The sequence below is a fragment of the Actinomadura chibensis NBRC 106107 genome, assembly GCF_001552135.1.
GTDB lineage: Bacteria > Actinomycetota > Actinomycetes > Streptosporangiales > Streptosporangiaceae > Spirillospora > Spirillospora chibensis.
The window spans coordinates 45,891-70,102 of the sequence record NZ_BCQP01000057.1 but is presented as its reverse complement, the minus strand read 5'-3'; the positions used below and the strand labels follow the sequence as shown (position 1 = coordinate 70,102).

The following is a 24,212-nucleotide window of genomic DNA, read 5'->3' as shown; positions in this document are numbered from 1 at the left end:
GGGGGCCGTGCGCGGTCAGGGGGTCCGCCTCGCCCTGCGGACCAGCAGGTCGCGCAGTTCCCGGACGTGCCGCCTGCTCACCGGCAGCTCCGCGTCGCCGACGAGGACGGTGCAGCGGCCCGAGTCGAGCCGCAGCTCCTTGATCGCCGACAGCGCGACCAGGTGGCTGCGGTGCACCCGGACGAACCCGGCGCCCGTCCACCGCTCGCTCAGCGCGGCCAGCGGGATCCGCACCAGGTGGCTGCCGCCGGACGTGTGCAGCCGCGCGTAGTCGCCCTGCGCCTCCACGTACAGCACTTCGGACGGCGTGACGAACCGGATGACACCGCCCAGCTCGACGGGCATCGGCTCCGGCTCGGCCGGGACGGCGGGCGGCGCCTCGTCGTCCAGCTCGGCGGACTCCGACACCCGCCGGATCGCCTCGCGGAGCCGCTCGGGCCGCACCGGCTTCAGGATGTAGTCCGTCGCCTTGATCTCGAACGCGTCGACGGCGTGCCCCTCGTAGGCGGTGACGAACACGATCTGCGGGGCGCGGGCGAACTGGGCGAGGACGCGGCCGAGGACGGTGCCGTCCAGGCCCGGCATGCGGATGTCGAGGAAGACGGCGGCGATGGGACGTCCGTCCGCGAGGGCCCGGTCGAGTTTGCGGAGGGCGTCGGCGCCGTCCCGGGCGGTGTGGATCTCGCCGATCCGGGGGTCGGCACGCAGCAGGTGGACGAGGTCGTCCAGCGCGGGAGCCTCGTCATCGACCGCGAGGACACGCAGGCCCACCGCACCGTCCTTCCCAAAGCGCTCGCCACATTTCAGTCAACGGACGTCCGCCGAGTCAATAGGTCAGGAGGCGGTGACACCAGGACGATACTTCGGAACCCGGACGGTGACCTTCGTCCCGGCGCCCGGTCCGGTCTCGACGGCGAGGCCGTACTCGTCGCCGTACACCTGGCGGAGCCGCCCGTCGACGTTGGCGAGCCCGATCCCGGCGGTCTCGCCGTCGTCGCTCCCGCCGCGCCCCTCCCCGGCGAGCAGCCGCCGGACGTCCTCGGGCTCCATGCCGATGCCGTCGTCCTCCACGCTGATCACGCAGTCGGACCCGGCGTCCTCGGCGACGATCGTGATGAGGCCGGGCTCGGACCTGTCCTGCAGCCCGTGCCGGACGGCGTTCTCCACCAGCGGCTGAAGCGACAGGAACGGGACGGCGACGGGCAGCACCTCGGGCGCTATCCGCAGCGTGACCCGCAACTGCTCCCCGAATCTCGCGCGCTGGAGCAGCAGATAGCGGTCGATCGAGCGCAGTTCCTCGGCGAGCGTCGTGAAGTCCCCGTGCCGCCGGAACGAGTAGCGCGTGAACCCCGCGAATTCGAGCAGGAGTTCCCGCGCCCGCTCCGGATCCGACCTGACGAAGGACGCGATCGTGGTCAGCGAGTTGTAGATGAAATGGGGCGAGATCTGCGCGCGGAGCGCCCGCATCTCGGCCTCCATGAGCATCGTCCTGGAATGGTCGAGTTCGGCGAGTTCGAGTTGCGCGTCCACCCATTGCGCGACCTCCTCGGCGGCGCGGATGAGGCCCGCCGGGACGTCCTCGCCGTAGGCGGCGAGCGTCCCGACCACGCGGTCGTCGGTGGCGAGCGGCACGACCACGACGCGGCGGATCGGGCAGTCGAGCCGGTCGCACGGGACGTCGTGCACCTGCGTGCGGCCGGTCGCGAGCGTCGCCTCCGCGTGCCCCGGGCTCCCGGCGGAGTGGTGGTCGTGCTCGCCGTCCCAGGCGAGCAGCCGCTCCCCGTCGGTGATGGCGAGGGCGGCGCAGCCGAGCAGCGCCCGCAGATGCCGGGCCGCCTTCTGCGCGCCCTGCCTGGTCAGCCCGGCGCGGAACGCGGGCGTGGCCCGGGACGCGGTGTGCAGCGTCTCGAACGTCGCCCGCCGCGCGGGCCCGCCGAGGTCGTCGCCGCGGCCCCGCCGCCACCACCGCCACGCCAGCACCGGAACCCACGTCACCAGCAACGTCGCGGCGACGGCGACTACCACGTCCATTCGGCAAACCTACTTGTCACGCGGTGGGGGGCATGTGAGGTTGATCACTTTGACGCATACTCGGTATGGCTTAATCCGGATATCCGTGTCATGTTTCAGTCGCCATACAAAAGATCTTGGTCGGAGGTCCGCGCCCCCTGGGTCGCACTGCCGCGGACCCGGCCGTGAGGAGTGCGCATGCGCCGTCGCCGTCGTCGCAGTCTCGCCTTAATCGCCGCCCTCGCCCTCGCCGCCCCGCTCGTCGCCGCGCTGGAGGCCCCCGCCTCCGCCGACGAGCTGTCGCTCGCCAACTTCGCGCTCCGCCCCAACGCCTACGGGTCCGACCTCCGGGACCGCGCCGACGCCCTTCCGCTGGTGAAGGGCACCGTCACCACCATCATGAACGACCTGAACCGGAAGGACACGACGCGGCCGGTCGCGGTCGGGTCCGCCTGCCAGCCCGCCGCGCTGGCGTCCGGGAGCTCCGTCGCCATCCAGCGGAGCGTCTGCTGGAACAGCGGCGACAACAACACCACCGAGTGGTACCCGCAGGGCATCACCACGGTCGCCGACATGCAGGGCGACCGGGTGTGGGGCGACGGGTACCAGCCCGTCCTGGTGAGTTGGTACGACCACGCCGGAGGCACCAAGAACCCCGTCAAGGGCGTCCGGATCAGCTTCATCAACCCCTACACCGGGGCTTACCGGCACGTCCTGCTGGTGTATCCGCGGGCCAACGGCGACTACGACACCATCCGCGTGTCGGAGGACCCGTCCAGCCCCGACTACAGCAAGCCGCTGCACGCGGGCGGCATCCTCTGGTACGGCAACCACCTGTTCGTGGCGGACACCGACCGCGGGTACCGGATGTTCGACATGCGCCGCATCTACGACCTGGGCGCGTCCACGAACGGGACGACGTCGAACCCGGACTGGGTCGGCAAGGTCGGCGACACCTACTACGGGTACGGCTACCGCTACATCATGCCGCAGGTCGGCTCCTGGACCCGGACGGCCCCGACCGGCACCACGTGCAGCCCGTCCGACGGGTCGCCCAACTTCTCCTACGTCTCCCTCGACCGCAGCGGCGCCGACCACGTGATCGCGGGCGAGTACTGCGACGGCGACCAGACGGCCAAGGGGCGGGTCGCCGCCTGGCCCATCGCGAATGCCTTCACCACCAGCGGCGAGCTGATCCTCGACCCGGAGTACTCCTGGAACGCCGACGAGGCGCACAAGCTGCCGGTCAGCAACGTCCAGGGCGCGCTGAGGTTCAACGGCCGCTGGTACCTCAGCCGCAGCCACGGGGAGACGGGCGCCGGAACGCTCTACACGACCGACCCGGCGACGCCGTCCACCGTCACCTTGTCGACGGCGAAGGAACAGGACCTCGCCATCGGCCCGGAGGACCTGTCGCACTGGCAGGGCGGCACCGACCCCAACAGCCCGACGCTCGGCACCATCTGGACGCTGGGCGAGCATCCGGGGAAGCGGATGGTCTATTCGGTCTATCCGTAGGGACGTACTGAAAGGCGCCCGGCCGGGACGAACCCGGCCGGGCGTCGCGCGTTTCGGAACGGCGCCGGGAGGGGTCCCGGCGCCGGCCTGGCACGGTTGCCACGCACAGGGGCAGCCGGGCGGAAGGGCTCACGGACATGGGGCGTGTCGCAGCGAGGGCGGGGGCGGCGCTCCGGCAATGGCGGCATCCGCGCGAGTTCCGGATCGAGCCGTCCGCGTGGTCCGCGGACGCGCTCGCCGCGCTCGCCCGCGCCGCCGTCGCCGAACCCGCCGCGACCTCCGCGCCGGCGCCGGGCGGCGGCTTCCCCGAGGACGAGCTGGCGGACGTCGCGACCTGCGTGTGGCGGCTCCGCGCCCGCGTCGCCCGGATGGACGACCCGCCCCGCGCGGTCGTCCACCACGTCGAGACGGCGTGGGACGCGCTCGCCGACGGCGGCGTCGAGATCAAGGACCACGCGGGCGAGCCGTTCGACCCGGGCCTCGCGATGTCGGTCGCCGCCTACCAGCCCACCCCGGGGCTCGTCCGGGAGCAGGTCATCGAGACCGTCCGGCCCGGCGTGTACCTGGGGAGCCGTTCGATCCAGCTCGCCGAGGTGATCGTCGGCACGCCCGGCACGCCCGCTGAAGCGATGAGGGAAACGCGCACACGATGACCAGGACAACGATCGACGTCGGAATCGACCTCGGCACCACCAACAGCGCGATCGCCGTCCTCGACGGCGTCGAGCCGCGGATCGTCAAGAACGACGCGGAGCAGTCCGACGTCACCCCGTCGGCGGTGCGGGTGGACAGGCAGGGCCGCGTCTCGGTCGGCCGGGCCGCCAAGCAGCGCAGCGAGGAGGACCCCGACAACACCTGCGTGGAGTTCAAGCTCCAGATGGGCATCGCCGTCCCGCCGAAGGTGTTCGCCGCGACCGGACGGTCGATGGCGCCGGAGGAGCTGTCGGCCGAGGTGCTGCGCTCGCTGCGCCAGGACGCCGCGAAGCACCTCGGCGCGGAGGTCGAGGCGGCCGTGATCACCGTCCCGGCGGCGTTCGAGCTGAGCGCCTGCGACGCGACCCGCGCCGCCGCCGAGCGGGCCGGGCTCGTCCAGGCGCCGCTGCTCCAGGAGCCGACGGCGGCGGCGCTCGCGCACGGCTTCCAGGCGGCGGACGACGACGCGTTCTGGCTGGTGTACGACTTCGGCGGCGGGACGTTCGACGCCGCCGTGGTCCGGATCCGGGACGGCGAGCTGACGGTCGTCGACCACCGCGGGGACAACAACCTCGGCGGCAAGCAGGTCGACTGGGCGGTGGTGGAGGAGCTGCTGATCCCGGCGGTGGTCCGCGAGCACCCGGTCAGCGACCTGCGGCGCGGCAACCCGGCGCGGCGGCGGCACGTCAGCAAGCTGAAGCTGGCGGCGGAGGCGGCGAAGATCCAGCTCTCCCGGACCGCGTCCACCGAGATCGTCGTCGAGCTGCACGACGACGCCGACCGGCCGTTCGAGTTCTTCTACGACCTGACGCGCGCGGAGGTGGAGCGGCTGGCGGAGCCGTTCGTCGTCCGGACGGTCAACCTGTGCCGCAAGGCGCTCGCCGACAGCGGGCTCGGGCCGGGCGACATCGAGCGGGCGCTGCTCGTCGGCGGCCCCACGCTGGCCCCCTACCTGCGGGAACGGCTCGCCGATCCGCGGGCCGGGCTCGGCGTCCCGCTGGACTGGAGCCAGGACCCGATCACCGTCGTGGCGCGCGGCGCCGCCGTGTTCGCGGGCGCGCAGCGCCTCGACCCCGCGCTCGCCGGTCCCCCGCCGCCGAGCGGCCAGTACGCGGTCGAGCTGGAGTACCGGCCGATGGGCCCGGAGATCGAGCCGTTCGTCGGCGGCCGCGTGACCGGCGCCGACACCGCGGGCTGCTCGGTCGAGTTCGTCAACGACGGGACGAGGCCGCCGTGGCGCAGCGGCCGGATCCCGCTGTCGGCGGACGGCACGTTCACGACGACGCTGTGGGCCGAGAAGGGCCGCGCCAACGCCTTCCGGATCGAGCTGACCGACGCGACCGGCGCGCGGCGTCCCGTCACCCCGGACACGCTGACCTACACGGTCGGGGGCGTGGACACGCAGCCGCCCCTCACCCACTCCATCGGCGTCGGACTGGACGGCAACAAGGTCGAGCGGCTGTTCCGGAAGGGCACGCCGCTGCCCGCCCGCCGCCGGGCGCGGCTGCGCACGACGGTCGCGGTCAGCCGGGGCGGCGGCGGGCAGGGCATGATCCGGATTCCGGTGCTGGAGGGCGAGCACGCCCGCGCCAACCGCAACCGCCGCGTCGGCCGCATCGAGGTGCGGCCCGACCAGGTCGCCCGGGACGTCCCCGAGGGCAGCGCGGTCGAGCTGACCGTCACGGTCGACGAGTCCCGGACGGTCGTCGCCCGCGCCTACGTCCCGATGCTGGACGAGGAGTTCGACTGCGTCCTCGACCTGCGGACCGAGGCCCCGCCCGACCCGGCCGAGCTGGCCCGCGAGGTCGCCGCCGAGAAGGAGCGCCTCGCCGAGGTGCGCCGGAAGGCGGACGAGCTGGGCGATCCGCGCGGCGGCGGCGTGCTGGCGCGGATCGACGCCGAGCGCGTCGTGCTGACCCTGGACGCCGAGGTCGACGCGGCGTCCGCCGACCCCGACGCGGCCGCCGCCGCGGGCCGCCGCCTGATGGACCTGCGCGCCTCCGTCGACGAGGTCGAGGACGAGATCGAGTGGCCCGCCCTGGTCGCGGAGGCGAACGAACTGCTGCCGACGGTGCGGGAGGTCGTCCAGGACGCCGGGGAGGAGAGCCACCGGTCGGCGCTGCGGCGCGCCGAGGAGGCGCTCCAGGAGGCGGTGGCCGCGCACGACGCGGACCTGCTGCGGCAGCGCACCTCCGAGCTGCGCCGGGTGCTGATCCAGGTACTGGACTACTCCGGCGAGCTGCCGTTCCTGCTCTTCGACCGGCTGTGCTCGATGCGTCCGGAGATGAGCGACCAGCGCGAGGCCGCGCACCTGATCGGCACGGGGCGGCGCGCCGCCGACGCGAACGACGCCGCCGCGCTGCGCCGGGTGAACTCGGCGCTGCTCGACCTGCTGCCCGAGCGGACGCGGCTCGACCCGCTCAGCACGGTCAGGCTCGGCCGGTGAGCGCCCTGAAACCGGCACCGGCACCGGCCGCGCGGCTCGCCGTCCGGGAGGCGGCGCTCGCCCAGGCGCGGACGCTGGCCCGCGCGGGACGCTACACCGAGGCGGAGGAACTGCTCGACGGCGAGCACGGCGCGGCGGTCCTGGATCTGCGGGCGCGGATCCACGCGCAGCAGGGCCGCCTGGACGAGGCCGACCGCTGCTGGGCGGAGGCCGCCGCGCTCGCCCCCGGCGACCGGTCCGCCGCCGAGGGACGCCGCCGGATCGCCGAGATCCGGGCGCGGGCGGCCCGGCCCGGACGGGTCCGCCTGGCGCGGGCGGCGGTCCGGGCGGGCGGCGCGCTGGCGGCGCTGCTGGCCCTCGCCATGCTCGCCGACCTGTGGCTCGACCGCGCCGACGACACCGGACGGGTGGTCGTGGCCGCTCCCCCGGCCACGGCCACCCCCTCCCTGTCGCCCGCGCCGGATCCGCTGGACGGGTTGCGCCTACGGGCCCCGGGCGTGCGGGCCGTCCGCCGGGACGGCGAGCTGGCCGTCACGTTCGAGCGGGGCCTGTTCGGCCGCGACGCGACGCTCACCCGGCGCGGCCGGGCCACGCTGCGGGAGCTGGGCGAACTGCTGCGGCCCGAGGCCGGGCGGCTCGCCGTCGCGGTGATCGGGCACACCGACCGGACGGCCGTCCGGCCCGGCGGCGGGTACGCGAGCAACGCCGAGCTGGGGCTGCTGCGCGCGGCGGTCGTCCGCGAGGTGCTGAGCGCGGCCGCCGGGATCCCGGCCGTCCGCTTCTCGACGTCCACCCTCGCCGGGGCGCTGCCGCCGTTCCCGGACCGCGCCGCGCCCGACGACCCGCGCAACCGCACGGTCAGCCTGCGCATCTCCGCGGCGGTCGCGCCATGACCGCCACCGGCACCGCGCTCTTCGCCGGGATCGGCCCGGACCTCTACCGGGACAACCCCTTCCGCGTCACCGGCCTCCCCGTGGACGCCACCGACCGCGACATCCGCAGGCGGGCCGAGGAACTGCGGGTCAGGGCCAGGTTCGGGGACGGCTCCTCCCCGGGCTCCCCGCTCCTCCCGCTGGATCCGCCGCCGGGCGCCGACGCCGTCCAGGAGGCGTTCCAGCGGCTCCGCGACCCGCTGCTCCGGCTGGCGGACGAGCTGTTCTGGTTCTGGCCGTCGCGCGCGAACGGCGACGAGGCCCTCGACGCGCTCCGCGAGGGCCGGGCCGAGGACGCCGAGCGGCTCTGGTCCGAGCCGGGGCCGGGACGTCCGGCCGCCGTCGCCGCGCACAACCTCGCCGTCCTCGCCCACGCCCGCGCGCTCGACTCAGGCGACCTCGGCGACGAGCGCTGGGACGGCGCGCTGCGCGGCTGGCGGGCCGTCCTCGACACCGACGCCTTCTGGGACCTGGTCGCCGCCCGCGCGCGCGCCGCCGCCGATCCACGCGTCACCCCCGACATGGCCGACGAGCTGCGCGAACGCCTGCCCGCCGCCGTCCTTGCGGTGAGCGCGGCGCTGGCCGTGCGGGCGGCGAGTTCGGGCGCGCACGACCAGGCCGCCGCCCATGTCCGGCTGATGCGCGGCGCCGGGTTCGACGCGGAGGCGGTGGACGCCGCGCTGTCCGCGGCCGCCGCGCCGGAGGCGTCCCGGCTCAGGTCGTCCGGCGACGACGCCCTCGACCGCGCGTCCGCCGACCCGGAGACCGGGTACGGGGAGGCGGTGCGCCTCGCCGAGCGGGCCGAGCCGGTGTTCGCCGGGCTCGCCGCCGTGCTGCCCGCCGGGCATCCCGTCCTCGCCGGGCTGCGCGACGAGGTCGCGGGCACCGTGATGCGCTGCGCCGTCCGCTACATCAACGAGACCGAGGACTGGGGACCGGCGGAGGGCGTCCTCGAACGCGCCGAGGCCATGGCGGACTCCCCGAACGTCAGGGCGGACGTCGCGGAGAACCTCAGGATCGTCCGGGACAACCTGGTCTACGGCACCTGCTGGTTCTGCGGGGACCAACCGAGCGGCGACCGCAGCGGGGTCGAGGTGCCGATGCACGGCGACGTCAAGCGCGAGATGACCCCGCACTACACGACCCGGATCACCTGGCGGAAGCTGACGATCACGGTGCCGCGCTGCGCGGGCTGCGCGTCCGCGCACCGGAAGCGCCGCGCCAAGGTCTGGGCCCTCGCCCTCGGCGCGGACGCCGCGGTGTTCGCCCTCGCCTGCGCCCGCATCTCCGCCGGGAGCGGGCTCGGCGTCCTGTTCATGGCGCTCGCCGTCATCGGCCTGCCGTTCGCCATCGGCTACGCCGCCACCAGCGCCCTTCCCGGCGAGGCGAAGCGGGTCCTGCACGGGTTCCCGGCCGTCCGGGAGAAGTTCGACGCGGGCTGGCAGCCGGGCGCGAAACCGCCCGGCGTCCAGTGACGCCCCGTCACGTGTCCTGGACGTCGAGGGCGGCGGCGAGCGCGTCGTAGTGCCGGTCGCCGTCGCCGAACGCCAGCGCGGCGGACGCGGCGTGCCGCGAGAACAGGTGCAGGTCGTGCTCGGCGGTGAAGCCGATCGCGCCGTGCACCTGGTGGCCGAGCGCGCACACCCGCTCGTACGCCTCGCTCACCCACGCCTTCGCCATCGCCACCTCCTCGGCGGCGTCGCGTCCGGACGACAGCAGCCAGGCGGCCTCGTAGGCGATGAACCGCGAGCCCAGCACGTCGATGGCCATGTCCGCGCAGTGGTGCTGGACGGCCTGGAACGACCCGATCGGCTTGCCGAACTGCTCCCGCTCCGTCGCGTACGCGACCGTCAGGTCGAGGACGCGCTGCGCCCCGCCCACCATCTCCGCGCACACGGCCGCCGCGCCGAACCTCGCCATGGCCTCGACGGCCTCCGAGCCGAGCGCGTCGTCCGCGCGGACGCCCGCCAGCTCGACATGGCACGGCCGGTCGAGCCCCACCGTGTCCAGCGGACGGACCGTCACGGCCGACGCGTCCACCCAGAACGCCCGCGGTTCGCCGCCGTCGAGCCGCGCCGCCACGAGCAGGCTCTCGGCGGACGCGGCGAACGGCACGAACGTCGCCGTCCCGGTCAGCACGAACCCGTCGCCGTCGGGCGCGGCGACCGGTCCTTCGCCGGGACGGTCCCACGGCAGCGGCGCCGCCGTCACGACGCGCCCTTCGGCGATCGCGCCGAGCCACCGCTCCTTCTGCTCGGCCGTCCCGAAGCGGGCGACCGGCATCCCGGCGCACGCCACCGACGCCAGCAGCGGGCTCGGGACCAGCGCGTACCCGAGCTGCTCGAACAGCAGGCACACGTCGAGGAAGTCGCCGCCGACGCCGCCGGACTCCTCGGGGAACGCGAGGCCCGTCCAGCCGAGGTCGACCATCTCCTTCCACAGCGCGGCCGAGTACCCGGCGGGGTCGCCCGCCACGGCCCGCGCGCCCGCCGTCGCCGCCCGCGACTCCAGCAGCTCGCGGGCCGTGGAGGCGATGAGCTCCTGGTCCTCGCTGAGACTCAGGTCCATGACGGCGGGATCTTGTCGGAGCGGACCCACACGCCCGGCCGTTCCTCCCAGAACAACTGGACGAGGATGCCGCCGGTGTGCTTCGGGTGGATGAACGTGTGCTTCCAGGCCGCGCCGTCGGTGACGCCCTCCTCGTCGTCGAAGGTGGGCGTGCCGTGGTGGTCGCAGGCGGCGAGCGCCCTGTCCCAGTCGTCGACCTCGAAGGTGACGTGGTGGGCGGCGGGCCCGCTGCGCTCCAGGAACCGGTCGATGAACGAGTCCTCCCCGCGCGGCATGATCACCTCCCAGCAGATCGCGGAGCCGGGGATGTTCAGGACGAGGTCCGCCATGTCCGGGTGCTCGTCCTCGGGCGTCCGCCAGACCTGCACGAACCCGGCGAGGTCGCGGTACCAGGCGGCGAGGACGTCCCGGTCGGGGAACGCCTGGCAGATGTGGTCGAGCGCGACGACGCCGAGGTTCGGGCCGTCCGGGGTGCCCGGCTCGGCCACCGAACCGGGAGTGTCGCCGCACATGTCGAGGCTGCCGGGGCCGCGCAGCCGCCACAGGACGCCGGGGCCGTGCTCGGGCGGGGTCAGCGACGCCTCCAGCCAGCGTCCGCGCACCCCGTCGGTCGGCTTGACGTCGCGCGACTCCAGCTCGGCGCGGACGGCCTCCAGGTCGGGCACCTCCGCGCCGACGTGGTGCAGGCCGGGACGCCCGCCATGCTCGTCCAGGAAGGTCCGCAACGCCGAGCCGTCTCCGGCGGGCGCGAGCACCTCCCACGCCTGTCCCCGGCTGCCGGGGATCTCCAGGCGGGCGCCGCGCACGCCCTCGGCCGGGTTGTCCCAGGCCCGGACGCGCCGGAACCCGAACAGCCGCTCCAGCAACTCGACCTGGGCGTCCAGGTCGGGAGTCACCTGCGCGACGTGATCGATGCGGTAGATCTGCACGGTGTCCTCCTAGCTCGGGTGGGGCTCGATCCAGTCGTAGCCGTACGTGACCAGTTCCTTGACGAGACGCAGGTTGTAGCGGTTCATCGCGGCGATCCGCTCGGCCAGCTCGCCGATCCGCTTGTCGAACTCGTCGGCCGGGTAGACGTCGTTGACCAGGCCCAGTCGCAGCGCCCGCTCGGCGTCGATGCGCGCCCCGGTGAACAGCAGTTCCTTCGCGCGGGCCTTCCCGATGCGCTCCGGGAGCCGCTTCACGCCGCCCCAGCCGGGCGCGGAGCCGCCGAACTCGGGCTGGTCGGGGTCGCCGTCCTCGGTCATCTTCGGCCGGTACGGCGGCCGCGCCGACAGCGTGATCTCGACGAGCCCCATCTTCGCGTTGTCCGAGGCGATGATGAAGTCGGCCGCGAGCGCCAGCTCCAGGCCGCCGCCGACCGCGTAGCCGTGCACGGCCGCGATCACCGGGACCGACAGCCGCTCCATCATCGCGAACGTCTTCTCGCCGAGCCGTCCCTGCTCGATCCGCTCGCGCGGGGTCAGCTTCTCCGACCAGCCGAGGTCCATCCCGGCGCAGAACGCGCGCTCGCCCGCGCCGCGCAGCACCACGACGCACACGTCCTCGTCGTCGTCGACGCGGGTGAAGATGTCGCGCAGTTCGGTCATCGTCGTCGGGGTCAGCGCGTTGAGCTTCTCCGGGCGGTTCAGCGTCAGCCAGGCGACGCGTTCCTCGATCTGCAGGTCGACGGTCTCGTACGAGTTCTCGTCCGGCATGCGGGTCGCTCCTCCGGTGGGTCGGTCAGCGGGGCAGGCTCAGGCCCCGGGTGGCGATGACGTTGCGCTGGATCTCGGTGGTGCCGCCGAGGAAGGTGGACGCCACCGAGTCGCGGCGCATGTGGGTGAACAGGGCGGCCAGCGGCGCGTCGGCGCGCTGCCAGAGCGCGGCGGACCGGCCGAACGCGCGGGCGCCGGTCCGGGCGAGGCGCTGGTGCAGCTCGGCGCCGAAGAGCTGGTTGACGGACGCCTCGAAGTCGGGCTCCGCGCCCGCCGCCTGCCGCGACACCGTGTAGCGGGCGAGGTTGTAAAGGACGCGGATCTCCGTTTTGCGGCGCGCGATCTCCTGCCGGAGTGCGGGCGTGACGCGGGCGTGGCGGCGGCCGTCCGGGGTGCGCAGGTAGGCGACCAGTTCGGCGAGGGCCTGCTCGTACTTGATCGTCGCGCCGATCCCGGCCCGCTCGAACCCGAGCGCGGACATCGCCACGTACCAGCCGCGGTTCTCGTCCCCGACCCGGTTCGCCACCGGCACCCGGACGCCCTCGAAGAAGATCTCGCAGAACGGCGCGGCGCCGCGCAGGTCCTCGATGGGGCGGATCGTCACGCCCGGCGCGTCCGCCTTGATGAGCAAGAACGTGATGCCGCGGTGGGGCCTCTCGGCGTCGGGGTCGGTGCGGACGAGCACGAACAGCCAGTCGGCGTACTGGCCGAGGGACGTCCACACCTTCTGGCCGTCGACCACGTACTCGTCGCCGTCGCGGACGGCCCGCGTCCGCAGCGACGCCAGGTCGGAGCCGGAACCCGGCTCGGAGAAGCCCTGCGCCCACGTCGCCTCGCCCTTCGCGATCGGCGGCAGGTGCGCGGCCTTCTGCTCGTCCGTCCCGTGGACGAGCAGGGTCGGGCCGAGGAGGAACGCGCCGATGCCGTTCACGGTCGGCACCCGCGCCCGCATCATCTCCTCGTGCAGGACGAACTCCTCCAGCGCCGACAGCCCGGCCCCGCCGAACTCCTGCGGCCAGTGCGGCGCGATCCAGCCGCGCGCGGCGAGCGCCGCCGCCCACGCGCGGGCGCCCTCCCGGCGTTCCGGGTCGTCGGCGACGCGGTCGACGGGCCAGTTGTATCCCGCGACGTCCTCGGGTTCGAGGCTCTGCTCCTCGTCGCCCGCCGGACGGTAGCCCGCCGGGAACTCGTCCTCGATGAAGGCGCGGACCTCCGCCCGGAAGGCGGCCTGCTGCGGCGTGTCGTCCCAGTTCACCGGCCGTCCGCCTCCCGGTCCCAGGTCGTCTCTGTCACGCCGTGCTCGCCCTGCGCCCGCAGCTTGTACTTGGCGACCTTGTCGGTGGGCGTGCGCGGCAGCGCGTCCACGAACTCGACGTAGCGCGGCACCATCGACCGCGGCAGCCGCTCCTCGCAGTAGGCGATCAGCTCGGCCGGGTCCATGCCGGTGTCCGGTTGCACCACGATCGACACCTTGATGTCCTCGTCCTCCAGTTCCGAGGGCACGCCGATCGCGGCGCACTCCAGGACCGCCGGGTGCTGGTTGATCTCCGTCTCCAGGTCGAAGGCCGAGATGTTCTCGCCGCGCCGGCGGATGGCGTCCTTCATCCGGTCAAGGAAGTAGAAGTAACCGTCGTCATCGCGCCATACCCGATCTCCGGTGTGGAACCACATGTTCCGGAAGCAGTGGGTCGTCGCCTCCCAGTTCCCGTAGTAGCCGGTCGTCAGGACGAAGGGCTGCTTCGGCCGGAGCACCAGCTCGCCCGGCTCGCCCGCGCCGACCTCGCGGTCGTGCTCGTCCACGACCGCGACGTGGAACCGCTCGTCGTGGGCCTGCCCGCAGGAGCCGACGCGCCACTCCCCGTACGGGCTGCCGGTCGCGATGCCCGCCTCGGTGCTCGTGTACGTCTCCACCGACCGGACGCCGAACCGCTCCCGCATGGGCTCGTCCAGGTTGGACTTGCCCATGTAGAACGTCTCCAACCGGTGGTCGCGGTCCCGTGACGTGGGCGGACGGTTCAGCAGGATCGGGATCATCGAGAACACGCTCATGCACACCCGGGCGTCGAAGCGGCGGACGTCGTCCCAGAACCGCGACGCGCTGAAGCGCTCCACGATCGCGATCGAGCCGCCGCCGAGGAGGGCGGACAGCATCCCGTCCCAGAGCGCGGCGGCGTGGAACAGCGGCAGCGGGCAGTAGATCGTCTTGCCCCACCGGTCGAGGAAGTCGAGCGAGTCGTAGGCGCAGGTCAGCGCGAGCGCGTGCGGCACCATCGCGCCCTTGGACGGGCCCGTCGTCCCGGACGTGTACATGATCGCCTGGAGGTCGCCGAAGCGGATGTCGAGGTCGACGCGGCGGTCGCCGTCGGCGTCGTCCGGCAGCGCGGTCAGCTCGCGGGCGGGCTTGCCGAGCCGGTCGAGCAGCACGCCGCTCCCGGCCGCGTCCCGGACGAACACGCCGCCGAGCTTCGGCAGCCGCGCCGCGAGCTCGGTCAGCCGCTCCGCGTACGGCCCGTCGACGATCAGCCAGGACGAGTCGGAGCTGTCCAGGACGTGCCGCAGCAGCTCCCCCCGGTAGGCGATGTTGATCGGCACGGCGACGGCGCCGATCCGCGCCAGCGCGAACACCAGGTGGACGAAGTCGGCGCAGTTCGGCAGCATCAGGCCGACATGGTCGCCGCGCCCGATCCCGGCGGCCGACAGGGCGCGGGCCATGCGGTCGGCGGCGTCGTCCACCTCGCCGTAGGTGACCTCGCCGTCGCGGAACTTGAGGAACGTCTGCCGTCGGTGAACCTGCGCCTGTGACCGGAGGACGTCCCCGAGGACGAAGCTCTCCAGCGTCTCCTTGCGCATCCGGACCTCCGCTGTCGCTGTGTGCGTCGTCGTCGGTGGCGTGCGTCGTCGGTGGCTGGTGGCGGTTGGCGGTTGGCGGGGTGGCTTGTCGGCTGGCGGGCGGCTGGCTGGCGGGCTGGCCGTACGGTGCGGACCGGCGGGAGCGTCCACAACCGGACATCGCTGTAAATAGATGAGCACGAATCGCTATACCCGGCAACAGCCCCGAAAAGGGAGAAGGCGCTTCAAGAGTGATCTCCAGGGCGGTTCACCGCTCTTTGTGATGAAGCCCACACCGTGGTTTCGGTCCGGCGGACGCCGGGCGGAGGGGATGTCCGGTTTGGCGCGGACTGCCAACGATCTCCCCTGAGGATCGGAAGATTTCACCAGTCCCGGCCCTGGGCGGCGGCCTTATCGTTCTCCCGTCCCCTGCGGAAGGAACGGTCCGATATGCAGCCGCGCTGGTGTTCCTGCCACGTTCCCGACGTCGACCGGAGGCGGGTCCTCGGCGGGCTGACCGCCGCGGGCGCCCTCGCCCTCGCGGGCTGGCCCGGCCGGGCGGACGCCGCGCCGGGCGGCCGGACGGTGACGATCACCGTCATGGGCACGTCCGACCTCCACAGCCACGCCGTCGACTGGGACTACTACCGGGACGCCGCGTACAGCGACCGCGACGGGAACGTCGTCGGCCTCGCGCGCGTGTCGAGCCTGGTCAACCAGATCCGCGCCGCGCGGGGGCGGGAGCGCACCCTCCTGTTCGACGCCGGGGACACGATCCAGGGCACGCCGCTCGGCTTCTACTACGCGTCGGTCGAGCCGATCACCGACACCGGCGCCCTCCACCCGATGGCGGGGCAGATGAACGCCATCGGCTACGACGCGGTGGCCCTCGGCAACCACGAATTCAACTACGGCCTGCCGTTCCTCGACGCCTGGATCCGGCAGATGCGCGCGCCCGTGCTGGCCGCGAACGCCGTCCACGCGGGGACGCGGCGTCCCGCCTTCCGGCCGTACGCGCTGAAGCGGATGCGCGTCCGCGGGTTCCCGCCGATCACGGTCGGCCTGCTCGGGCTCACGAACCCGGGCGTCGCGATCTGGGACCGGGGCAACGTCTCCGGCAGGCTCGACTTCCTCGACCTGGTCGCGACCGCGCGGCGGTGGGTGCCGGTGATCCGCCGCCAGGGCGCGGACGTCGTGATCGTCAGCGCGCACTCCGGGGACAGCGGCACCTCGTCCTACACCGGCGACCTGCCCGTGGAGAACGCCGCCGCGCTGGTCGCCGAGCAGGTGCCGGGCATCGACGCCATCCTGTTCGGGCACGCGCACCTCGACATTCCGGAGCGCTTCGTCACCAACAAGGCCACCGGCCGGACGGTCGTGATGAGCGAGCCGAAATGCTGGGGGCAGCGGCTCTCCGTCTTCGACCTCACGCTCACACACGAGCGGGGCCGCTGGAAGGTGACCGGGAAATCCGCGACGTCGGTGAACACGAACACCGTCCAGGAGGACCCGGAACTCGTCACGCTCGTCAAGAAGCAGCACGACGCCGTCGTCGCCTATGTGAACAAGGAGGTCGCCACTTCCACGGAGGAGATGTCGGCGGCCGAGTCCTGCTGGAAGGACACGGCGATCCTGGACTACATCCACCTCGTCCAGACGGCGACGGTGAAGGCCGCCATCGCCGGGACGGAAAACGCCGCCCTCCCGGTCCTGTCGATAGCCGCGCCGTTCAGCCGTTCCGCGACGTTCCCCGCCGGAAAGGTCACCATCAGGGACATCGCCGGGCTCTACATCTACGACAACACGCTTCTGGCCAGCGTGTTGACCGGCTCTCAGATCAAGGCGTACCTCGAATACTCCGCGCGGTACTTCAAGCAGGTCGCGGCGGGCGCGCCCGTCGATCCCGCGTCGTGGACGAACGCGAACAACCGTCCCGACTACAACTACGACCAGCTCTCCGGCGTCACGTACGACGTGGACATCGCCAAGGCGGAGGGCTCGCGCGTCGCCGCTCTCGCCTATGACGGGAAGCCCGTCGCGGACGACCAGCGGTTCGTGGTGGCGGTGAACAACTACCGCCAGTCGGGCGGCGGCGGATTCCCGAACATCACGGCGGCGCCGGTCGTCTACAACGCGCAGGTCGCCATTCGCGAGGCCATCGTCGAGTACGCGTCCAAGGCGGGGACCATCGACCCGGCGACCTTCCATGTGGAGAACTGGAGGCTTGTCCGCGACGGCACTCCCGTGTTCTGAGCGCCGAAAATCGTTGGACCGCCGAACGCGGGCCAGGCCAGAGTGGGTCCATGATCGACGTGGACGCCTTCATCGAGCACGGCTTCGTCCGGGTCGAGGACGCCTTCCCCCGCGAGCTGGCCGACGAGTGCCGCGCCATCATCTGGAACGACCTCGGCGCCGACCCTGACGATCCGTCGAGCTGGCCGGGGCCCATCGCGACGCGGCCGGGCTACGGGCAGGCGCCGTTCACGGCCGCCGCCGACACGCCGACGCTGCGCGCCGCGTTCGACGCGCTCGTCGGCGAGGGCCGCTGGACGCCGCGCACCGGCCTCGGCGGGTTCGTCATCCGGTTTCCCGGCGGAGAACCGGCCGTCGTGGACAACTGGCACGTGGACGTCAGTTTCGCCGGTCCCGACTCGTCGCCGACCGACTACCTTTCCTGGCGCGCGAACGTCCATTCAAAGGACCGCGCGCTTTTGATGCTCTTCCTCTTCTCGGACGTGACCGAGAAGGACGCGCCCACCCGCCTCCGGATCGGCTCCCATCTGGACGTGGCGCGCCTCCTGGAACCGGAGGGCGAAGACGGCCTGGACGCCCGCGAACTGGCGAGCCGCGCGGAGGCCGCGAGCGCCGACCGCCCCACGGCCTACGCCACCGGCCCGGCGGGCACCGTCTATCTCTGCCACCCGTTCGTGGTCCACGCGGGCCAACCGCATCACGGCACGGTCCCGCGTTTCCTCGGGCAACCGCCGCTCCACTCGGCCGGTCCCATCGACCCGTCGGCGCCGGTGGGCGCGGCGATCAGGCACGCGCTGACTTAGTCTCCCGCGCCATTACTTCGTGCACCCTGGTGAGTATCTGGGTGAACGCGGTCTTGTCGAAGAGGGAGTTGTAGCTTTCGTCCGGGACCCTGACTCCGCCGATCTCCAGGGTCGGGGTGCCGGGGCCCTTTCCGCCCTTGCGCCCGGCCCGCACGTACGCCGCCTGCGCCGTGTCGACGAACGCCCGGTACTTCATCGTCTTCACGGCGGAGTCGAAGGCCGGTCCGCGCAGCCCCTCGACCTTGCTCGCCAGTTCGAGGAGGCGCTCGGTGGTGAAGCCGTCCACGGTCTCCTCGGGCTGGTATCGGTAGAGGACGTCGTGGTATTCGGCGAACTTCTTTTGCTCGAACGCCGCGCGCAGGGCGTTGACGGCCTTCTCGGAGCCGTGGCCGCCCAATCGTCCGTCCAGGAACGAGGCCATCGTGTAGTCGGCCCTCGCCTTGCCCTGCACGACCCAGTCGCGCAGCACCGGCCCGCCGCCGATCGATTCGAACGCCTTGCAGGTCGGGCAGCGCGGATCCTCGTACAAATGGACGAGAACGAGCGCGGAGGGATTCCCGACCGTGACCGTCGAACCGTCCAGGGAAAGGCTCTCCGGCACGTCCGCGAGGGTGGCATAGGAGGGCGTCTCCCGCGCCCCCGTCCGGCCTCCGCCGGAGTCGCCGCACCCGCCGGCCCCGATGCCCAGCGCGGCCGCCAGCAGCACCGCCGCCATCCGGCTTCTCGCACGATCCACCGCACACTCTCCAGTTCTCAGGCCGGGAAACTCGGGGCCGGAAACGGCTGGGCAGGGCGTATGCCGGGTGGTGGCATACGCCCTGCCTTTATATGGAGCCGCTCAGGTCAGCGGTGTGTGCCGCCTACTGACGCGGTTACTGGGTAGTCCTGCGCGAGCGCGTAGGACTTGCCGCCGAACGTCAGCACGAAGTTCGACGGTGTCGATATCGGAAGCTGGTAACTCAGCGCGACCGTGGCGGTGCCGCCGTTCGGAATGCTCGTGTAGCTCGGAACGGTGAGCGTCGCCCTGTGGAAGTCGCCCTTCAGGCCGCCGACGTTGTTGCCGGTGTGACCCGCCTGGACGGAGAGCGTCCACCCGGTCTGCTGCGTCATCGACGACGGCGCGGACGTGCCGTAGTCGAACTTGAACGTGGCGCCGCCCGGAATGGTCTGGCCCGAGTTGTTGGTGATGGTCATCTTCGGCGTGATGGGGTAGTTGGCGTCGCCGACCGGGAAGTTGGTCAGCGCCACCTTCACGTCGAGCACCTCGGTGGGCATCGTGTGATCCGACTTGCGGTTCTGGTACGGAGCCGCGGTCTTCAACTTGTCGTTGATCGCCGAGATCAGCGTCTGGCCCATGAAGTACTCGCCCTTGCCGCCGTTGCGGGCGGGGTCCCAGGCGTAGTCTCCGGCGAGCTCCCAGATCATGACTCCGCCGATGCCCTTGTCCGCCACGTACTGCGCCTTGGCCGCGATGGACTGGTCGTCCTCGGTGGACAGGAACACCTTCTTGGTGCTGTTCCACAGCCACGGCGACTTCAGCGTGTTGTCGTACTGGCGGGTGTAGGTGCCGGTGAGGCGGTCGTCCGGGTCCTTCGCCGGGTCGAGGCCGTAGGCGCCGATGTAGTCGTCGCCCTGGATTCCCTTTTCGAGGTTCTTGGCGTGCCACATCGGGTTGCTGCCCGACGCCTGCTCCACGCCTGCCGCGTCATCGTCGTGCCAGAGGTTGTCGAGCCCGATGGCGCCGTTTCCGCAGGGCGTCGTGGAGCCGACGTCCTTGCCGGTGCCGGGCGGGCACTTCGTCTGGTCCGGCAGCGCCGCCTTGCCCCACAGGCCGTTCGTGCCGCCGGTGACGTCGCGCCATCCGCGGGTGTAGAACGGCACGCCGATGTTGATGCGTCCGGCGGGCATCGAACCGCGGAAGTAGTGGTACGCCCAGTCGGTGTTCAGGTAGCCCATTCCGTAGGCGTTGTAGACGCCGCCTTCGACCTGCTCGTTGTCCTTGCCGTCGTCGTACAGCGCGGCGTTCGGACCGACGAAGTGGTTCCACGAACCGTGCAGGTCGTAGGTCATGAGGTTGGCGTAGTCCAGGTACGGGGTGACCTGGTAGGTGTCATGACCGCGCAGGATCCAGCCGGACGCCGACGTGGCGGCGGTCAGCATGTAGTACTTGCCGTCGGCGGCGCTCGCCGCGTCCAGCTTCTCGCGCAGCGTCTTCATGAGCGACACGTAGCCGGCCATCAGCTTCGCGCGCCGCGCGTTGGAGAACGTGAAGTCGTCCGGGTGCCCGGCGAACTTCATCGACGTCGCGTACTCGTAGTCGATGTCCGCGCCGTTGAAGCCGTACTTGCGCAGGAACGCCACGACCGAGTCGGCGAAGGTGTTGATCTTGTCCTGGCTGTCGGTGAGCGTGTAGAAGCCGCCGGACGCGACGCGCTTGCCGTTGTCGTCGAGGTAGCCGCCGGTCTCCGCCCAGCCGCCGATCGAGATCAGCGTCTTGACGTTCGGGTGCTGCTTCTTGAACTTGTTGAGCAGGTTGAAGTGGCCCTTGTACGGGAGCGCGGGGTCCATCTCCGCGCCCTTCACGTCCGGCCACTCCATCCCGGTCGCCGGGTTGTTCGGCCCGTCGTTGCCGACCGAGACCTTGTTCTGGCCGTCGATGTGCGCGAACGCGTAGTTGATGTGGGTGACCTTGTCCCACGGGATGTCGCTCGCGAGGTAGCGCGGCGCGCCGTTCTTGCCGGTCCGCCAGCTCGTGAAGTAGCCGATGGCGCGGCGCGGGTGGCCGTCGCCCATCTTCTCGCGGCCGTCGTTGTCGTAGGCGTCGCAGTACGGCGGCGTGACGCCGGGCGTCTGGTAGAGGCCGTCCGGACGGCAGCCGGCGCTGCCGGAACCGATCTTGGCGGTGACCTCGTTGCTCAGCTCGGAGACCTGGCCGGTGGCGTCCTTGGCGCGGACCGCGAACTTGTAGCTGCCCGCCGTCAGGCCGGAGACCTTGGCGGTGGTGCCGGTCACCGACTGGACGACCGAGCCGTTCTGCAGCACGTCGTAGCCGGTGACGCCGTGGTCGTCGGTCGCGGCGCCCCAGGAGAGCGACACCGAGTCGTTGGTCGTCTCGGTGATCTTCAGGTCGGCGGGCTTGGACGGCGGGGTGTCCTCACCGTTGCCGGGGGTCGTGACGGTGACGCCCTGGGCGGCCTCGGAGAGCTGGTCGGCGGTGTCGCGGGCGACGACGCTGAAGGTGTAGCGCGTCCCGGCCTTGAGCCCGCTGATCGTGGCGGTGGTGCCGGTGACGGTCGCGGCGACGGCGGTCCCGTTCAGCACGTCGTAGTTCTTGACGCCCTTGTCGTCGGTCGCGCCGTCCCAGGCGAGGGAGACGGAGGTCGACGTGACCTCGGTGGTGCGGAGGTTGGCGGGCGCGCTCGGCGGGGCGTCCACGGTGCCGCCGCCGCACGGCTGGCCGTCCAGCAGGCAGTTCTGCGGCTCGGTCAGCGTGCCGGTGAAGGAGACGAGGAAGCCGAACGTCGCGGTCGCGCCGGGCGCGACCGTGCCGTTGTACTCCCGGCTGGTGAACGTGTGGTGGCTTCCCGAGCTGGCGAGCGAGGCGTCCCAGTAGGAGCCCATCTTCACGTTGGAGGCGAGGTCGAACTCCAGCTTCCAGTTCGACATGGAGGCGCTGCCACCGTTGGTGATGGTGCAGCCGTACTGTGCCCCACCGCCCCATTCTTGGACGGTATGGCAGGCGGCGGTCGGCCCGGCGGCGTTGGCGGGTGTCGTCAGCACCGCCGTGATGCCGAGCATCAGGAGTATGGCGCTACACCCGGTGAGGATCGCCCGGAGTGGGGAGCGGCTTGCGGCCACGGCAATCCTGTCCCTTCAAATAGTTAGGAAACTATACAAATTGTCGTGACAATAACCGCACCTCAGGCGGTGTGCAAGAGTTGAATTTCAACGGTGTCATACAGTCTGAACCGGTCCAGCATGGCGACTGGACCAGTGAAAATCAGCGGTCCGCGTCGGCCGCGAACGCCCGCCGGTAGGCCGTCGGAGGGACGCCGACGGCGCGCGTGAAGTGATGGCGGAGGTTCGCGGGGCTGCCGAGGCCCGAGCGCTCGGCGATCCGGTCGACGGGCAGCGACGTCGTCTCCAGCAACTCCCGTGCGTAGTCGACGCGGATGCCGCGCAGCCAGGCCATCGGGGTCGTGCCGGTCGCGGCGTGGAAGCGGCGGATCAGCGTGCGGGGCGTCAGCCCGGCATGGCGCGCGAGGGCGGCGATGGTGAGCGGCTCGTGCAGGCGCTCGCGCGCCCAGTCGAGGAGCGGGCCGAGGTCGTCGGCGTCCCGGACGGCGGTCGCCGCCTCGATGTACTGCGCCTGCCCGCCCGGCCGGTGCGCGGGCATGACGAGCCGCTTGGCCAGCGCGCTCGCGACCGCCGCGCCGTGGTCGGCGCGGACGATGTGCAGACACAGGTCGAGCCCGGCCGCCGTGCCCGCGCTGGTCAGGACGTCGCCGTCGTCGATGTAGAGCACGCTCGGGTCGACCTGGACCTTCGGGTAGCGCGCGGCGAGCTGCCCGGCGTGCATCCAGTGGGTGGTGGCGGGGCGCCCGTCCAGGATCCCGGCGGCGGCGAGGACGAACGCGCCCGTGCACAGCGACACCATCCGGGCGCCGTCGCGGTGCGCCTCGCGGACGGCCTCGACCAGGTCGGGCGGCGGGTCGTCGAGCAGGTTGGCGCACGCGGGGATCACGACGGTGTCGGCCTCGGCCAGCGCGTCGAGCCCGGCGGCGGCGTCCGGGGCGAACCCGGCGGCGGTGCGCGTCCCGGCAGGGGCGCAGAGCTGGAAGTCGTACCAGGAGGCCGCGAGCCCCGGCCGCGCGTAGCCGAACACCTCGCACGGGATGGCCAGCTCGAAGATGGGCACCCCGTCGGTGACGGCGACGGCCAGGCGGTGCGGCATGTCACTAATTTAGCGCTGATGGTCGCTCCTGCCACTTGGGGACGGCCATGCGCGCACGCGAGAGTCGGACCATGGAGCCCTTTCCCGTCGGACGGGCGTCGTTCGGCCCGTCCCGCCCCGCGGCGGACGAGCTGTGGCGGCGCGCCGTCGCGCTGATCGAGGACGAGCGCGCGGGCGTCGCCGGGCGCGCGGTGAGCCCGCCGGTCGACCTCGCACACCTGCGAACCGTGATCGGCGGTTACGACTTCGCTCGCCCGGCGCCCGCCGAGGAGGTGCTCGACGCGGTCGCGGAGCTGCTGCGGACGGCGACCGTCCACACCGCGCACCCGCGCTACTTCGGCCTGTTCAACCCGGCGCCGACGCCGCTCGGCGTCGTCGGCGAGACGCTCGCGGCGGCGTTCAACCCGCAGCTCGCCGCGTGGTCGCACGCGCCCGCCGCCGCCGAGATCGAGGCGCACCTGCTGCGCTTCCTCGGCGGGCGGCTCGGCTATCCGGCGGAGGCGGTCGCCGGGTCGTTCACCAGCGGCGGCGCGGAGGCGAACCACACCGCCGTGCTGCTCGCGCTGACCCGGACCTGGCCCCGCTACGGGACGGACGGCCTGCGCGCCCTGCCCGGACGTCCGGTCATGTACGCGTCGGCGGAGAGCCACCTCGCCTGGTTGAAGATCGCGCACGCGACCGGGCTCGGGCGGGACGCCGTGCGGCTCGTCCCGACCGGGCCCGGCCTGCGGCTCGACGTTGCCCGGCTCGCCGGGATGGTGGCCGCCGACCGGGCGGGCGGCGACCTGCCGTTCCTCGTCGTCGCGACCGCCGGGACGACCGCCGCCGGAGCCGTCGACCCGCTGCCCGACCTCGCCGACCTGTGCCGCGACCAGGGCCTGCGGCTGCACGTGGACGCCGCGTACGGCGGCGCGGCCGCCCTGTCGGACCGGCTGCGGCCAGCCCTCGCCGGGATCGAGCGCGCCGACTCGATCACGGTGGACGCGCACAAGTGGCTGAGCGTCCCGATGGGCGCGGGCGCGTTCCTCTGCACGGACGCGGCGGGCCTCGCTGAGACGTTCCGGGTGACGACGTCCTACATGCCCGCGGACGTCCCCGACACCGTCGACCCGTACACGTCCGGCATGCAGTGGTCGCGGCGGTTCATCGGGCTGAAGCTGTTCCTCGGCCTGGCCGTCGCGGGCCGCGCCGGATACGCCGAGCAGCTCGACCGCGACGCCGAGCTGGCCGATCTCCTCCGCGCGCGGCTCGCCGAAACGGGGTGGGAGATCGTCAACGACAGCCCGTTCCCGGTCGTCTGCTTCGCCGACCCCGGCGACGGCACGCGGGCGCGCCACGACGCGCTCGCGCGGACGGTCGTCGAGGGAGGGCGGGCCTGGATCAGCCCGGTCGAGCTGGCCGGACGTCCCGCGCTCCGCGCCTGCGTCATCAGCCACCGCACCACGTCCGCCGACGTGGAGGAACTCGTCCGGGCGGTGAACGACGCGCGCGGATGAGCCGGGAGACCGG

The 24,212-nt window shown here is 72.5% G+C and carries 18 protein-coding genes; 8 read left to right on the top strand and 10 right to left on the bottom strand.

From position 1 onward, the window contains the following. Positions 1 to 15: 15 nt before the first annotated feature. Complete coding sequence (locus ACH01S_RS31275; protein WP_083981348.1) at positions 16 to 771, bottom strand: LytR/AlgR family response regulator transcription factor; 756 nt, start codon at positions 769 to 771, stop codon at positions 16 to 18. Positions 772 to 834: 63 nt separating this feature from the next. After that, positions 835 to 2,031: a histidine kinase gene (locus ACH01S_RS31270; RefSeq protein ID WP_067899873.1), complete on the bottom strand. Its 1,197-nt coding sequence runs from the start codon at positions 2,029 to 2,031 to the stop codon at positions 835 to 837. A 177-nt stretch (positions 2,032 to 2,208) separates the two neighbouring features. Between ACH01S_RS31270 and ACH01S_RS31265 the strand changes: the two genes are divergently transcribed. The 5 genes from ACH01S_RS31265 (at position 2,209) to ACH01S_RS31245 (ending at position 9,074) form a co-directional block, all read left to right on the top strand. Next, complete coding sequence (locus ACH01S_RS31265) at positions 2,209 to 3,528, top strand: hypothetical protein (RefSeq protein ID WP_083981347.1); 1,320 nt, start codon at positions 2,209 to 2,211, stop codon at positions 3,526 to 3,528. A 137-nt stretch (positions 3,529 to 3,665) separates the two neighbouring features. Next, positions 3,666 to 4,181, top strand: a complete 516-nt coding sequence (locus tag ACH01S_RS31260) for a nucleotide exchange factor GrpE (RefSeq protein ID WP_067899871.1) — start codon at positions 3,666 to 3,668, stop codon at positions 4,179 to 4,181. After that, positions 4,178 to 6,667 carry an Hsp70 family protein gene (locus ACH01S_RS31255; RefSeq protein ID WP_067899868.1) on the top strand — a complete coding sequence of 830 codons (2,490 nt, stop codon included), beginning with the start codon at positions 4,178 to 4,180 and terminating at the stop codon, positions 6,665 to 6,667. Before ACH01S_RS31260 ends, ACH01S_RS31255 begins: the two co-directional genes overlap by 4 nt. After that, a complete protein-coding gene (locus ACH01S_RS31250; RefSeq protein ID WP_067899865.1) occupies positions 6,664 to 7,560 on the top strand; it encodes an OmpA family protein in 897 nt (298 codons plus the stop codon). The genes ACH01S_RS31255 and ACH01S_RS31250 overlap by 4 nt, the downstream gene beginning before the upstream one ends. Continuing rightward, positions 7,557 to 9,074 (top strand): hypothetical protein, encoded by a 1,518-nt coding sequence (locus tag ACH01S_RS31245; protein ID WP_067899863.1) that lies wholly within the window; start codon positions 7,557 to 7,559, stop codon positions 9,072 to 9,074. Before ACH01S_RS31250 ends, ACH01S_RS31245 begins: the two co-directional genes overlap by 4 nt. Positions 9,075 to 9,081: 7 nt before the next feature. On the opposite strand, the gene ACH01S_RS31240 is transcribed toward ACH01S_RS31245, so the two are convergent. Genes ACH01S_RS31240 through ACH01S_RS31220 form a run of 5 tightly spaced genes read right to left on the bottom strand, consistent with a single transcriptional unit; the run spans position 9,082 to position 14,714 of the window. Then, entirely contained in the window at positions 9,082 to 10,167 is a 1,086-nt protein-coding gene (locus ACH01S_RS31240) for an acyl-CoA dehydrogenase family protein (RefSeq protein WP_067899861.1), read from the bottom strand. Then, positions 10,158 to 11,096: a VOC family protein gene (locus ACH01S_RS31235; protein WP_067899858.1), complete on the bottom strand. Its 939-nt coding sequence runs from the start codon at positions 11,094 to 11,096 to the stop codon at positions 10,158 to 10,160. The genes ACH01S_RS31240 and ACH01S_RS31235 overlap by 10 nt, the downstream gene beginning before the upstream one ends. 9 nt (positions 11,097 to 11,105) lie before the next feature. Beyond that, a complete protein-coding gene (locus ACH01S_RS31230; protein ID WP_067899855.1) occupies positions 11,106 to 11,864 on the bottom strand; it encodes an enoyl-CoA hydratase/isomerase family protein in 759 nt (252 codons plus the stop codon). Between the two features lie 25 nt (positions 11,865 to 11,889). After that, positions 11,890 to 13,119 (bottom strand): acyl-CoA dehydrogenase family protein, encoded by a 1,230-nt coding sequence (locus ACH01S_RS31225; RefSeq protein WP_067899852.1) that lies wholly within the window; start codon positions 13,117 to 13,119, stop codon positions 11,890 to 11,892. Next, a complete protein-coding gene (locus tag ACH01S_RS31220; RefSeq protein WP_067899848.1) occupies positions 13,116 to 14,714 on the bottom strand; it encodes an AMP-binding protein in 1,599 nt (532 codons plus the stop codon). The genes ACH01S_RS31225 and ACH01S_RS31220 overlap by 4 nt, the downstream gene beginning before the upstream one ends. Before the next feature lie 429 nt (positions 14,715 to 15,143). On the opposite strand from ACH01S_RS31220, the gene ACH01S_RS31215 reads away from it, so the two are divergent. Then, positions 15,144 to 16,946, top strand: coding sequence for a bifunctional metallophosphatase/5'-nucleotidase (locus ACH01S_RS31215; protein ID WP_067899844.1), 1,803 nt, complete (start codon positions 15,144 to 15,146; stop codon positions 16,944 to 16,946). Between the two features lie 50 nt (positions 16,947 to 16,996). Continuing rightward, positions 16,997 to 17,749 (top strand): phytanoyl-CoA dioxygenase family protein, encoded by a 753-nt coding sequence (locus ACH01S_RS31210; RefSeq protein WP_067899841.1) that lies wholly within the window; start codon positions 16,997 to 16,999, stop codon positions 17,747 to 17,749. Here the strand turns inward: ACH01S_RS31210 and ACH01S_RS31205 are convergent. The 3 genes from ACH01S_RS31205 to ACH01S_RS31195 form a co-directional block, all read right to left on the bottom strand. Beyond that, entirely contained in the window at positions 17,730 to 18,485 is a 756-nt protein-coding gene (locus ACH01S_RS31205) for a DsbA family protein (protein WP_218010460.1), read from the bottom strand. The two genes, ACH01S_RS31210 and ACH01S_RS31205, sit on opposite strands and share 20 nt — an antisense overlap. 107 nt (positions 18,486 to 18,592) lie before the next feature. Next, positions 18,593 to 21,547 (bottom strand): glycosyl hydrolase family 18 protein, encoded by a 2,955-nt coding sequence (locus tag ACH01S_RS31200; protein ID WP_083981346.1) that lies wholly within the window; start codon positions 21,545 to 21,547, stop codon positions 18,593 to 18,595. 202 nt (positions 21,548 to 21,749) lie between these two features. After that, positions 21,750 to 22,703: a GlxA family transcriptional regulator gene (locus ACH01S_RS31195; RefSeq protein WP_067899835.1), complete on the bottom strand. Its 954-nt coding sequence runs from the start codon at positions 22,701 to 22,703 to the stop codon at positions 21,750 to 21,752. A gap of 71 nt (positions 22,704 to 22,774) precedes the next feature. On the opposite strand from ACH01S_RS31195, the gene ACH01S_RS31190 reads away from it, so the two are divergent. Next, complete coding sequence (locus ACH01S_RS31190; protein ID WP_067899833.1) at positions 22,775 to 24,199, top strand: pyridoxal phosphate-dependent decarboxylase family protein; 1,425 nt, start codon at positions 22,775 to 22,777, stop codon at positions 24,197 to 24,199. Positions 24,200 to 24,212 lie beyond the last annotated feature (13 nt).